Origin of the sequence: Blautia sp. An46 (genome assembly GCF_002161645.1) — a bacterium.
GTDB classification, from domain to species: Bacteria; Bacillota; Clostridia; order Lachnospirales; family Lachnospiraceae; genus Blautia; species Blautia ornithocaccae.
In genome coordinates, this window is the sequence record NZ_NFIF01000025.1 from 16,782 (window position 1) to 29,293 (window position 12,512).

At 43.1% G+C, this 12,512-nt stretch carries 12 protein-coding genes; 10 read left to right on the top strand and 2 right to left on the bottom strand.

Annotated features, from left to right (window positions below):
- The gene (locus B5G00_RS16400) at positions 1 to 1,110 is read left to right on the top strand and encodes a glycosyltransferase family 4 protein (protein ID WP_087274710.1); all 1,110 of its coding nucleotides are present in this window, start codon (positions 1 to 3) and stop codon (positions 1,108 to 1,110) included.
- Entirely contained in the window at positions 1,080 to 1,673 is a 594-nt protein-coding gene (locus B5G00_RS16405) for a TVP38/TMEM64 family protein (RefSeq protein WP_087274712.1), read from the top strand. The genes B5G00_RS16400 and B5G00_RS16405 overlap by 31 nt, the downstream gene beginning before the upstream one ends.
- An 89-nt stretch (positions 1,674 to 1,762) precedes the next feature.
- Here B5G00_RS16405 and B5G00_RS16410 read toward each other — a convergent pair whose 3' ends face one another.
- A complete protein-coding gene (locus tag B5G00_RS16410; RefSeq protein WP_087274714.1) occupies positions 1,763 to 1,981 on the bottom strand; it encodes an acyl-ACP--UDP-N- acetylglucosamine O-acyltransferase in 219 nt (72 codons plus the stop codon).
- Positions 1,982 to 2,261: 280 nt separating this feature from the next.
- Between B5G00_RS16410 and B5G00_RS16415 the strand changes: the two genes are divergently transcribed.
- From B5G00_RS16415 to hflX, 7 genes are all read left to right on the top strand, one after another.
- Positions 2,262 to 2,954, top strand: coding sequence for an iron-sulfur cluster assembly scaffold protein (locus B5G00_RS16415; RefSeq protein ID WP_087274715.1), 693 nt, complete (start codon positions 2,262 to 2,264; stop codon positions 2,952 to 2,954).
- Positions 2,955 to 3,000: 46 nt separating this feature from the next.
- Entirely contained in the window at positions 3,001 to 4,011 is a 1,011-nt protein-coding gene (locus B5G00_RS16420; protein ID WP_087274717.1) for a GGGtGRT protein, read from the top strand.
- A gap of 569 nt (positions 4,012 to 4,580) precedes the next feature.
- Positions 4,581 to 4,922: an inorganic diphosphatase gene (locus B5G00_RS16425; RefSeq protein WP_242971398.1), complete on the top strand. Its 342-nt coding sequence runs from the start codon at positions 4,581 to 4,583 to the stop codon at positions 4,920 to 4,922.
- 145 nt (positions 4,923 to 5,067) lie between these two features.
- The gene (locus B5G00_RS16430; RefSeq protein ID WP_087274720.1) at positions 5,068 to 5,997 is read left to right on the top strand and encodes a nucleotidyltransferase family protein; all 930 of its coding nucleotides are present in this window, start codon (positions 5,068 to 5,070) and stop codon (positions 5,995 to 5,997) included.
- A gap of 71 nt (positions 5,998 to 6,068) precedes the next feature.
- A complete protein-coding gene (gene glmM / locus B5G00_RS16435) occupies positions 6,069 to 7,415 on the top strand; it encodes a phosphoglucosamine mutase (protein ID WP_087274722.1) in 1,347 nt (448 codons plus the stop codon).
- A gap of 41 nt (positions 7,416 to 7,456) precedes the next feature.
- On the top strand, positions 7,457 to 8,488 hold the full coding sequence (locus B5G00_RS16440; RefSeq protein ID WP_242971399.1) for a tetratricopeptide repeat protein: 1,032 nt from the start codon (positions 7,457 to 7,459) through the stop codon (positions 8,486 to 8,488).
- Between the two features lie 79 nt (positions 8,489 to 8,567).
- Positions 8,568 to 9,827, top strand: a complete 1,260-nt coding sequence (gene hflX / locus B5G00_RS16445; protein WP_087274723.1) for a GTPase HflX — start codon at positions 8,568 to 8,570, stop codon at positions 9,825 to 9,827.
- A gap of 65 nt (positions 9,828 to 9,892) precedes the next feature.
- On the opposite strand, the gene B5G00_RS16450 is transcribed toward hflX, so the two are convergent.
- A complete protein-coding gene (locus B5G00_RS16450) occupies positions 9,893 to 11,119 on the bottom strand; it encodes an argininosuccinate synthase (protein ID WP_087274725.1) in 1,227 nt (408 codons plus the stop codon).
- Between the two features lie 339 nt (positions 11,120 to 11,458).
- Here B5G00_RS16450 and argC point away from each other — a divergent pair, with 339 nt between their 5' ends.
- Positions 11,459 to 12,499 (top strand): N-acetyl-gamma-glutamyl-phosphate reductase, encoded by a 1,041-nt coding sequence (gene argC, locus B5G00_RS16455; RefSeq protein WP_087274728.1) that lies wholly within the window; start codon positions 11,459 to 11,461, stop codon positions 12,497 to 12,499.
- The last annotated feature ends 13 nt before the right edge of the window (positions 12,500 to 12,512 follow it).

The window sequence follows — 12,512 nt, forward strand, 5'->3', positions numbered from 1 at the left end:
ATGAAACGGATTAATATGTTGTCAAAAGCAGATATGGTCAAGGGGCAGGGCGTTCTTTCCGCCCATGATGAACAGGTAGAGCTGGCCAGAGAAGTGATGAAAGACAGAGCTCTGATTAGGGAAAACTCCAGGGAAGCCAGTGAGATTACCCATTACCATTCCATAAATCCGGAATTCTATCTGTCTGCTTTCTGGAGAAGGAGACAGGGAGCCCTGGTGGGGTATGTACATTTCCTTCCGGAAACTGTGGAAAACAGCATTTCCCTTCCAAGGGTTGCCAAGAATATTTTTTATAAATATATGATTTCTTTTTATAAGAGAATGGATTATCTGGTGACAGTAAATCCAGTATTTATTGACAAGCTGGCAGATTATGGAATTCCCAGTGAAAAAGTTACTTATATTCCCAATGTAGTGTCAGAAAAGAATTTTTATCCTCTTGGAAAGGAAGAAAAGAGGAAGGCCAGAGAAAAATACGGAATCCGCCCAGAGGCCTTTACAATATTGTGTGCAGGACAGCTGCAGAGAAGAAAAGGAGTCTTTGATTTCCTGGATGTGGCAGAAAAAATGCCGGAGTGTCAGTTTGTGTGGGCAGGAGGCTTTTCTTTCGGAAAGATTTCTGAGGGGTACGAGGAAATTAAAGCCAGAATGGAAAACCTTCCGGAAAACGTAAAATTTCTGGGACTGGTAGACAGGGAAGAAATGAACCAGATTTATAATATGGCAGATGTGATGTTCCTTCCCTCTTATGAAGAACTGTTTCCTATGACAATCCTGGAGGCTATGAATTGCGGTATCCCTATCCTGGTCAGGGATCTGGATATCTATCAGCCCATATTGTTTGATTATGTCCTCCGGGGACAGGACCAGGAAATGTTTATCAGGACTTTGGAAAAACTGAAAGAGAATCGGCAGTTCTATGAGAAAAGTGCAGAACTTGCTTTTACCGGACACAAATTTTACAGCCGGGAACATGTAGGAAATATGTGGGAGAGTTTCTATGAGAAAATTTTTCAGGAAGAACAGGCAAGGAAGAGAGAAAAAAACAGAGGGGATGCCCCAAACAGGAGAGTAGTTTTATGGGAAAACAAAAAACAGCAGTATATTTAAATATATGTACCCTTTTAGGACTGGCGGCTATGGCTCTGTTTATCTGGTATGGTATCCGCACAGGAATCTTTGTCTCAGCAGAGTCTCTGGAGGCTTTTCTGGGAAAGTTCGGACTGTGGGCGCCGGTGTGCTTTGTGCTTATTCAGTGCATCCAGGTGGTGATACCGATACTTCCGGGAGCTATCGGCTGTCTGGGCGGCGTTTTGATCTTCGGTCCGGTATGGGGATTTGTATATAATTATGTGGGAATTTCCATGGGCTCCATACTGGCCTTTGTACTCTCTAAAAGATATGGAAAATCCTTTGTTCAGCATATGATCGGAGAGAAAAACTACAAGAAATATATCGGCTGGCTGGATAAGGGAACAGCCTTTGACAAGGCTTTTGCCGCCGCTATTTTCTTCCCGGTGGCTCCTGATGATCTTTTGTGCTATATTGCAGGTCTGACGAAAATGACCCTGAGAAAATTTACTCTTATCATTATTCTGGGAAAGCCAGGTTCCATATTTTTGTATAGTCTGGGACTTACCAGCATTACCCAGCTTATACAGCATTTTCTCTAGATAAAAGGGAGTGCAGTGTTTAACGGATACCTTTTCATGTACGCTAAACACTGCGCTCCCTTTATAAGTTTATGATAAAACAAGTAAGTTTAGATTTCTGTGAAAGAGAATCTTTCTTTCAGCCCGTTGGTTACCACATCATAAACAATAGCGCCGCTTTCCAGCTCGGTTTTTTCACAGGTGGCCGCTTTGCTGATATGGGTTCTCATGTATTCATCCAGGTTGTCTGTCTCAATTTCTGAAATATCAGAATCCATTTTGCCTCGGCACATGTCGCTGATTTCATGAATCATTTCATAAGTTTTCATACAAAATACCTCCTTTTCTTGAGAAAAACTAAAAAATAATATAATAAAGATGTTGTTTTACTTATTTTAGCATTATTTTATGGGATTTGCCAGGGGGATTCAAAAAATCATGAACCCCAGACTAGAAGTATTCAGCTATATATCATAGAACAGTTGCAAAAACTATGGAAATCGAAAAAAATAGGTCTGGATTTTTTTGTCACTTTGTGAGAAAATGTTTGTGAATAAGGTGTCGTATACGGCGCACTTTAAGTAATTTATACTTGAAAGGAGTTTTAAAATGATTTATTCACATGAAGTAGAAAAAATGTGTCCAGTAGCTCAGGGTGTGAACCACGGAGCAGCTCCAATCCCAGAAGAAGCAAAATGGGTAAAAGCAAAAGAAATCAAAGACATTTCAGGTTTAACACATGGCGTTGGCTGGTGTGCTCCTCAGCAGGGCGCATGTAAGCTGACTCTGAATGTTAAGGACGGAATCATTCAGGAAGCCTTAGTTGAGACACTGGGATGCTCAGGTATGACTCATTCAGCAGCCATGGCTTCTGAGATTTTACCAGGAAGAACTATTCTGGAAGCGTTAAATACAGACCTTGTTTGTGACGCAATCAATACAGCTATGAGAGAATTATTCCTGCAGATCGTTTACGGACGTACACAGAGCGCATTCTCTGAAGACGGACTTCCAATCGGAGCAGGTCTGGAAGACTTAGGAAAAGGTCTGAGATCCCAGGTTGGTACTATGTACGGAACATTAAAGAAAGGTCCTCGTTATCTGGAAATGGCTGAAGGCTACGTTACAGGAATCGCATTAGACGAAGATGACCAGATCATCGGTTATAAATTCGTAAACCTTGGCAAACTCACAGATTTCATCAAGAAAGGTGACGAGCCAAACGTAGCTTGGGAAAAAGCACAGGGACAGTACGGACGTGTTGCTGACGCTGTTAAGATCATTGACCCAAGAGAAGAGTAATGAGACGAAACGCAGCAAAAGGTAATGATTATAGGAGGATTTCATAATGGCTTTATTTGAATCATATGAAAGAAGAATTGACAAGATCAATCAGGTTTTAAATAGCTATGGTATTGCTTCCATCGAAGAAGCTGAAAAAATTACAAAAGACGCCGGGTTAAACGTATACGATATGGTAAAAGGCATTCAGCCAATCTGCTTTGAAAACGCATGCTGGGCTTACATCGTAGGCGCTGCTATCGCTATCAAGAAAGACTGCAAGAGAGCGGCAGATGCAGCAGCAGCTATCGGCGAAGGTCTTCAGGCTTTCTGTATTCCAGGTTCTGTAGCAGATCAGCGTAAAGTAGGTCTGGGACATGGTAACTTAGGAAAAATGCTTCTGGAAGAAGACACAGACTGCTTCTGTTTCCTGGCAGGACATGAATCTTTCGCAGCAGCAGAAGGCGCTATCGGTATTGCTGAGAAAGCAAACAAAGTTCGTCAGAAACCACTGCGTGTTATCTTAAACGGCCTTGGAAAAGACGCTGCACAGATCATCGCGCGTATCAACGGATTTACATATGTTGAGACAGATTACGATTACTATACAGGAGAGCTGAAAGAAGTATTCCGTAAGGCATACTCTGACGGACCTCGTGCAAAAGTAAACTGCTACGGAGCAAACGACGTTCGTGAAGGTGTTGCTATCATGTGGAAGGAAGGCGTTGACGTTTCCATTACAGGTAACTCCACAAACCCAACACGTTTCCAGCATCCAGTTGCAGGTACTTACAAGAAAGAGTGCGTAGAGGCTGGAAAGAAATACTTCTCCGTTGCTTCTGGCGGCGGTACAGGACGTACACTGCATCCAGACAATATGGCAGCAGGTCCTGCTTCCTATGGTATGACAGATACATTAGGACGTATGCATTCTGACGCTCAGTTTGCAGGTTCTTCTTCTGTACCTGCACACGTTGAGATGATGGGTCTCATCGGCGCAGGAAACAACCCAATGGTTGGTATGACAGTAGCTGTTGCAGTTGCTATCGAAGAAGCTGCTAAGGCTGGCAAGTTCTAAAGAAATATTAAAAAAATAAGGGCTTCCGTTGATATGAAAAGTCGACGGAAGCCCTAAATTTTGCCGTGTAATACACAAATTTTCGTATGAAAGAAGGAGCTGTATTTCAGCTCCTTGTACACTGACAGCATTTTAACGTTCAGAAGTGTTTACAAATTGAAAAAGCCTTATTCTAAAATTCCATTTAGAACAAAAAGTTGATTGTCTTGTCATATGGAGTGTGTTATACTCTGTCTACGGAGTAATCGTGTTACAGGGTGGCTGGCCTCTATTCTTACATAGAATGGGGGTGGTGCTGATGGACAAGAAACCATTTGATTTCAAAGACTTGGTAGTTTTTGGAACGTTCATTTTAGCATTGCTGACATTCGTATTTACGTTCTGTCGATAATGTTTTAAAGCATAGAAAAACCACCCCGGAACTTTGGCAGAGTAATGAGGTGGTAATTCTATGTTCTTCCTTATTACGAGGTCAACCCCTTGTGGGCGGTTGCTCCTTTTTCTGTCTATAATATATCATATCAGGTAACAAGATTCAAGAGTCGTTAAAACACAAAAAGGAGAAATTCATGATTGATGGAACAGCCATGTTAGGGAAACTTGTAAAGGTTACCGTTGACCGTCCAATGGGAAGCTTTCATCCGAAACATCAGAATCTGTATTATCCTGTGAATTATGGATATATAGAAGGAATCCTGGCCCCTGATGGCGAAGAACAGGATGCATATATTCTGGGAGTGGACCAGCCTGTGAAAGAATTTACGGGAAGGATTATCGGTATTGTGCATCGGCTGGACGATATAGAAGAGAAATGGGTGGTGGCTCCGGAAAAACTGTCCTTTACCAGAGAACAGATACAGGAACAGATATATTTTCAGGAGCAGTATTTTCAGTCAGAGATTATTGTATAGGAAGAAAACAGGATTCAAGCAGACAAAAATATACCGTGGACAGGACCAGATGATCTGCGTGACTGGAAGGAAGACCGGTTGAAATTTCCTGCTTTTTATAGTATATTAGTAGCACCGAGAAAAATACAATAGGAGAAAAGGGAAGATGAAAAAAACAGCATTAGTCATTATGGCAGCCGGACTTGGCAGCCGCTTTGGCAAGGGAATCAAACAGCTGGCAAAAGTAGGTCCCAGCGGTGAAATCATTATGGAGTATTCCATTCACGATGCATTAGAGGCGGGATTTAATAAAGTAGTTTTCATTATCCGTAAAGATATTGAAAAAGAATTTAAAGAGATTATCGGAGACAAGATAGAGAAAGTTGCAGAAGTAGCTTATGTATATCAGGATCTGAATGACCTTCCGGAAGGCTTTACCTGCCCGGAAGACAGGACAAAACCCTGGGGAACTGGCCAGGCAGTACTGGCAGCAAAGAAAGCAGTCCAGGAGCCTTTCCTGGTAATCAATGCTGATGATTACTACGGTAAGGAAGCTTTTGGAAAAATCCATGACTATCTGGTAGAAGAAAAAGAAGCCGGCGAGAAGATGGATATCTGTATGGCAGGATTTATCCTGGAGAATACTTTAAGCGACAATGGCGGGGTAACCAGAGGAGTATGTGCCCTGAATCCTGACAGAAAGCTGGTAGGTATTACAGAGACTTATAATATCCAGAAGACTGAAGAAGGACCGGCAGCAGTAGACGAGGAGACAGGAGAAAAGAACTACCTGGATGCTCAGACACTGGTTTCCATGAATATGTGGGGATTTCAGCCAGAATTCATGGAAGTGCTTGAAAAAGGCTTTGTTGAATTTTTAGCTGGAGTGCAGCCTGGAGATATTAAAAAAGAATACCTTCTTCCGGGTGTTGTGGACCAGATGATCAAAGAAGGAAAGGCAGAAGTTTCTGTTCTGAAAACACATGACACCTGGTTCGGCGTAACATATCAGGAAGATAAGGAAATCGTAATGAAATCCTTTAAAGAGCTGGAAGAAAAGGGCGTATATACGAATCCCCTTTTTCCTCAGGCATAAAGAGCAGAATCCGTGACGTTATGGGGTCAAAGGTATTTTGACCCCTGAATTTTGATGTAAAGGAGTCAGTTATGGGTAAATATTTTGGAACAGACGGCTTCCGAGGAGAAGCAAATGTAAATTTAACTGTAGAGCATGCTTTTAAAGTAGGCCGTTTTCTGGGATGGTATTTCGGAAAAGAACATAAGGCTCAGATTGTTATCGGAAAGGACACCAGAAGAAGCAGCTACATGTTTGAATACTCTTTAGTAGCAGGTTTGACAGCTTCTGGAGCAGATGTTTTTCTTCTCCATGTAACGACTACGCCAAGTGTTTCTTATGTAGTAAGAACAGAAAATTTTGACTGTGGAATTATGATCTCTGCCAGCCATAATCCTTTCTATGACAATGGAATTAAGATTATCAACGGAAATGGTCAGAAAATGGACGGGGCAGTAGAAGCTCAGATTGAGGCTTATATTGACGGAGAAATTCCTGAACTGCCTCTGGCAAAAAGGGAGAATATAGGCCGTACTGTGGACTTCTCAGCAGGAAGAAACCGTTATATCGGCTATTTGATTTCTATTCCAACCAGAGCATTCAAAAATGTTCGGGTAGGACTGGACTGTGCAAACGGAAGTGCATCTGCCATTGCAAAAAGTGTTTTTGATGCCCTGGGAGCCAAGACCTATGTGATCCACAATGAGCCAGATGGAACCAATATCAATACAAACTGCGGCTCTACCCATATTGAGGAGCTTAAAAATTTCGTAAAAGAAAATCAGCTGGATGTAGGATTTGCCTATGACGGAGACGCGGACAGATGCATTGCCGTAGATGATCAGGGAAATGAAGTAAATGGAGACCTGATCCTGTATGTATGCGGTAAATATATGAAAGAGCAGGGACAGCTGAACAATAATACTATTGTTACCACAGTAATGTCTAATCTGGGGCTTTATAAAGCTCTGGACAGAGAGGGAATTCTCTATGAACAGACAGCTGTCGGAGATAAATATGTCTGCGAAAATATGATGACAAATGGCCACTCCATTGGCGGAGAGCAGTCCGGACATATCATCTTTTCTAAACATGCGACTACCGGAGACGGCATTCTCACTTCACTGAAATTAATGGAAGTGATCATTGAAAAGAAAGTTTCCCTCAGCACCCTTACGAGAGAAGTAAAGATTTATCCCCAGGTACTGAAAAATGTAAAAGTCCACGATAAGAAACAGGCCAGGGAAAATCAGAAGGTTATAGAAGCTATACAGAAGGCAGAAGAAGCTCTTGGAAGCGACGGCAGGATTCTGGTTCGCGAGAGCGGAACAGAACCTCTTATCAGGGTTATGGTAGAGGCTCCTACAGACCAGATTTGCGAAGAGCATGTTCAGCAGATCGTGGATGTTATGGAGGCTGAGAATCTGGTCCTTAACTGAGAGTGAATATGCCAGCACACTGGAGAAACGGAGATGTACAGGTGAAGAAAAAAATCCTTGTAGCGGCAGGCTTTGGGCTGTGCCTGCTGGGAGGCTGCAGCAGCGCTCCTACCTCTTATGAAACAGGAAAAACAAATCTGGAGGAGCAGAATTATACCCAGGCTATAGAAGACTTCCAGGATGCTGTGGAGGAAGGCGATCATGCTGTGGAATCCTGGAGAGGAATCGGCATTGCCTGGACGGAACAGGGTGTTTATGATAAGGCTCAGGAGGCATTTGAGACAGCCCTGGGACTGACCGGAAGGTCAGACAGAGCTATGCGGAAAGATTTGAATTTATATCTTGCAGACGCCCAGTATCATCAGGGAGATTATCAGGGATGTGTGGATACCTGTGATACTCTTTTAGAAAGCAGCAGGGAGAAAGATGCCTATTTTCTGAGAGGAAGCGCATATCTCCACTTAGATGATTACAGCCAGGCAGATACTAACTTTGCCAGAGTAGTATCAGGTTCGAAGGATTATGAGGATTATCTGGATGTTTATATGGTGTACAGAGACTGCGGGCTGAATGCAGATGGAAGTGAATATCTGGAAGAGGCTCTGGATATCGATCCTGGAAACGGAGAGGATTATTATCACAGGGGAAGGATATACTATTATCTGGAAGATTATAAAAATGCGGAAGAGGCACTGAAGACTTCTGCTGACAAAGGATATTCCACGGCGCAGCTCTACCTGGGACGGGTGTACCTGGCAGCCGGAGATACCCAGAAGGCTAAGGAAAATTATGAACAGTGTCTGGATGTAAAGGAACTGACGGCAGGAGCTTACGGCGGACTGGCATACTGTTCCGTTCTCGAAGAAGACTATGACTCGGCACTGTCTTATATCCAGAAAGGGCTTGAACAGGACGATCAGGATGAAAATCAGGCACTGCTTTTTAATCAGATTGTCGTATATGAGAGGATGGCGGATTATGACACTGCCAAGGAGGAGATCAGCCAGTATCTGGAACAGTATCCTGCAGACGAAGACGCCATAAGAGAAAATTATTTTCTGGAAACGAGATAGGGCTGAGCTGTCTGCCGGAGAAGACCGAATCCCGCTAAGGACTTGCGAAGGAGTCTTGAATACTTGAATAGGAGAGTATATGGATTTATTTGAGTTAAAGGAAGAAAAAGAAAGAGTAATCCTGGTGGGAGTGGCTACCAGGGAGAATGAAGATGTTCAGGATTCTCTGGATGAGCTGGAAGAACTGGTAGAGACAGCAGGAGCCCAGACTGTAGGAAGAGTAGTTCAGAGCCGTGAGGGGATACATCCAGGCTATTATGTAGGAACCGGAAAACTGGAGGAAATCCAGATGGCGGTGCGGGCTCTGGATGCTACGGGGATTGTCTGTGACGATGAACTGTCACCGTCTCAGATGAATAATCTGGAGCGGGAACTGGAATGTAAAGTCATGGACAGAACCGTTGTAATCCTGGATATCTTTGCTTCCAGGGCAAAAACCAGCGAGGGCAAAATTCAGGTGGAGCTGGCCCAGCTCAGATACCGGGCTGCCCGGCTGACAGGCCTTGGCACATCCCTTTCCCGATTGGGAGGCGGAATCGGGACAAGGGGTCCCGGTGAGAAAAAGCTGGAGGTAGACCGAAGGTTGATCAAAACCAGGATCTCTCAGTTAAAGCGGGAACTGGAACAGGTGAAGCGCCACAGAGAACTCCTCAGGGAAGGCAGGAAGAAGGAGAACCTGCTCACTGGAGCCATTGTAGGATATACCAATGCAGGTAAATCCACTCTTTTGAATACCCTTACCCATGCAGCAGTGCTGGAAGAAGATAAACTGTTTGCCACTCTGGACCCTACGACCAGAGTTCTGGAACTTCCCCGAAAACAGAAAATGTATTTGACAGATACAGTTGGATTTATCCGGAAACTGCCCCATCATCTTATTGAGGCCTTTAAGAGTACTTTGGAAGAGGCAAAATATGCAGATGTGATCATTCATGTAGTGGATGCTTCTAATCCTCAGATGGATGAGCAGATGTTTGTGGTGTATCAGACTCTGAAAGAACTTGGAGTAGAGAACAAGAAAGTAGTGACTCTTTTCAACAAACAGGATAAGGTGGAAGAAGAAAAGATTTTCAGGGACTTTCAGGCAGACTATGTGCTGAAGATTTCTGCCAGGACAGGGCAGGGACTGACAGAGTTTAAAGAAGTTATGGAAAAAATCCTTACTGAGAATCAGATTTATCTGGAAAGAAACTATGGATACCAGGAAGCAGGGAAGATTCAGCTGATCAGAAAATATGGACAGCTCCTTGTGGAAGAATATACTTCTGAGGGCATACATGTAAAGGCCAGAGTCCCTGCCAGTATTTATGGAAAAATAGAAGAAGACAGAAAAAACTAATAGAAAAAACCGATGAGGGGTGCGAATCTCATCGGTTTTTTCTCTATCAAAACTTAGGGTATGGCTTATTTATTGTTGTTCTTTGCTTCCATCAGCTTCATTGCGCGGACCTTCAGAGGCAGTCCGAACAAAGTAATGAAACCGTCAGCGTCATGATGATCATACATATCGCCAGTGGTGAAGGAGGCAAGAGATTCATTGTACAGGCTGTATGGAGAAGTAGTGCCTGCCTTGATGATATTGCCTTTATACAGTTTTAATTTTACTTCACCAGTCACATATTTCTGGGTAGATTCTACGAAAGCCTGGATGGCCTCTCTTAAAGGAGTGAACCATTTTCCTTCATATACTACCTGAGCAAGCTGGCTGCCCAGTTTTTTCTTGGTTTCCATAGTATCTCTGTCTAAAATCAGTTCTTCCAGCTGATCATGAGCTTCCATGAGGATTGTTCCCCCAGGAGTCTCATAGACACCTCTGGATTTCATTCCTACTACACGATTTTCTACAATATCAATAATACCGATACCATTTTCACCGCCCAGTCTATTCAGCTCAGTGATAATCTCGGATACTTTCATAGCTTTTCCGTTTAATGTTTTTGGAACTCCGGCTTCAAAAGTCATGGTGATTTCAGTTTCTTTGTCAGGGGCTTTTTCAGGTGTTACGCTGAGAACCAGGAGGTTGTCATAGTTTGGCTCCTGGGAAGGGTCTTCCAGCTCCAGGCCTTCATGGCTGATATGCCATAAGTTCCGGTCACGGCTGTAGCTGTGGCTGACATCGAAAGGAAGATCAATGCCGTGGGCTTTGCAGAAAGCAATTTCGTCTTCACGGGACTGCATTGTCCATACATCGGTCATACGCCAGGGAGCGATGATCTTGATGTCGGGAGCCAGGGCCTTGATGCTCAGCTCAAAACGGATCTGGTCATTTCCCTTTCCTGTGGCGCCGTGGCAGATGGCAACAGCACCTTCTTTTCTGGCAATCTCCACCAGTTTCTTTGCGATTCCAGGACGGGCCATAGATGTACCCAGAAGATATTTATGCTCATACACAGCTCCTGCCTGAACACAGGGCATGATATAATCTTCACAGAATTCATCTACAATATCCTCAATATATAATTTAGAAGCTCCGGACAGTTTTGCTCTTTCATCCAGTCCATCCAGCTCTGCCCCTTGTCCACAGTTGACACAGCAGCAGATAACTTCATAATCAAAATTCTCCTTTAACCAGGGAATCAAGGCGGTGGTATCCAGACCGCCGGAATATGCTAAAACAACTTTTTCTTTCATAAGATCATCCTCCTGAAAATATATAAAGTACGTTATTGATTTCGTTGCTATTGGTACTATACAACAATTATTATAATTATGCAATAGTAAATTGTAAAAAATCCAGGCTTTTCTTTATGACAGAGAGTTATATAAAAGATTACCTATTATTATGACCACGAAACAGCGGGGTTTTTTAATGGGTAAATTATAGAAAAATAAAAAATATATCTTGCATATATATGAAGAGAGATGTATAATTATTCAATATTTCGGAGAAAATATGCATAACTTCTGCTTGCATGAGCGAAAGAACAGGAGTATGATGAACACAGAAAAAAAGAAAACGAGGATGGGAATATGATTAAAGTGGGAATTATCGGAGCTACCGGATATGCTGGAGAAGAGCTGGTGCGTCTTCTGCTGGGACATAAAAATGCAGAGATTAAGTGGTATGGCTCCAGAAGCTATATTGATAAAAAATATTATGAAGTTTACCAGAATATGTTTGAGCTTGTGGAAGATACCTGTCTGGATGATAATATGGCAGAGCTGGCGGACCAGGTGGATGTAATCTTTACTGCTACGCACCAGGGATTGTGCGCTTCCATGGTGAATGAAGAGATTCTATCAAAAGTAAAGATTATTGATCTGAGTGCAGACTTCCGGATTAAAGATGTGAAGATCTATGAAGAGTGGTATAAAATTTCCCATAAAGCGCCGGAGTTTATACCAGAAGCAGTGTACGGCCTCTGTGAGATCAACCGGGAAGACATAAAAAAGGCCAGGCTGGTGGCCAATCCGGGATGCTACACTACCTGCAGCATACTAACCTGCTATCCTCTGGTGAAAGAAGGACTGATCGATCCGGATACTCTGATCATTGATGCAAAATCCGGTACCTCAGGAGCGGGACGTGGAGCAAAGGTGGATAATCTTTTCTGCGAAGTAAATGAAAATATGAAAGCATACAGTGTAGGAAATCACCGGCATACACCGGAAATCGAAGAGCAGCTGGGATACGCTGCAGGAAAAAAGATTACCTTAAACTTTACGCCTCATCTGGTTCCTATGAACAGAGGAATCCTGGCTACCGCTTATGCTTCTCTGACAAAGCAGGTTTCTTATGAAGAGGTTAAAGAAATTTACGACAAATATTATAAGAAAGAAAAATTTATCCGTGTCCTGGACAAGGATATGTATCCTCAGACAAAATGGGTAGAGGGAAGCAATTATGTGGATATTAATTTTAAGATCGATCCCAGGACTAACCGGATCATTATGATGGGAGCCATTGACAATCTGGTAAAAGGAGCTGCAGGTCAGGCGGTGCAGAATATGAACCTTATGTTTGGCCTGGAAGAGGCCCAGGGACTTCAGCTGGTGCCTATGTTCCCATAAAAAGCCGGTTTTT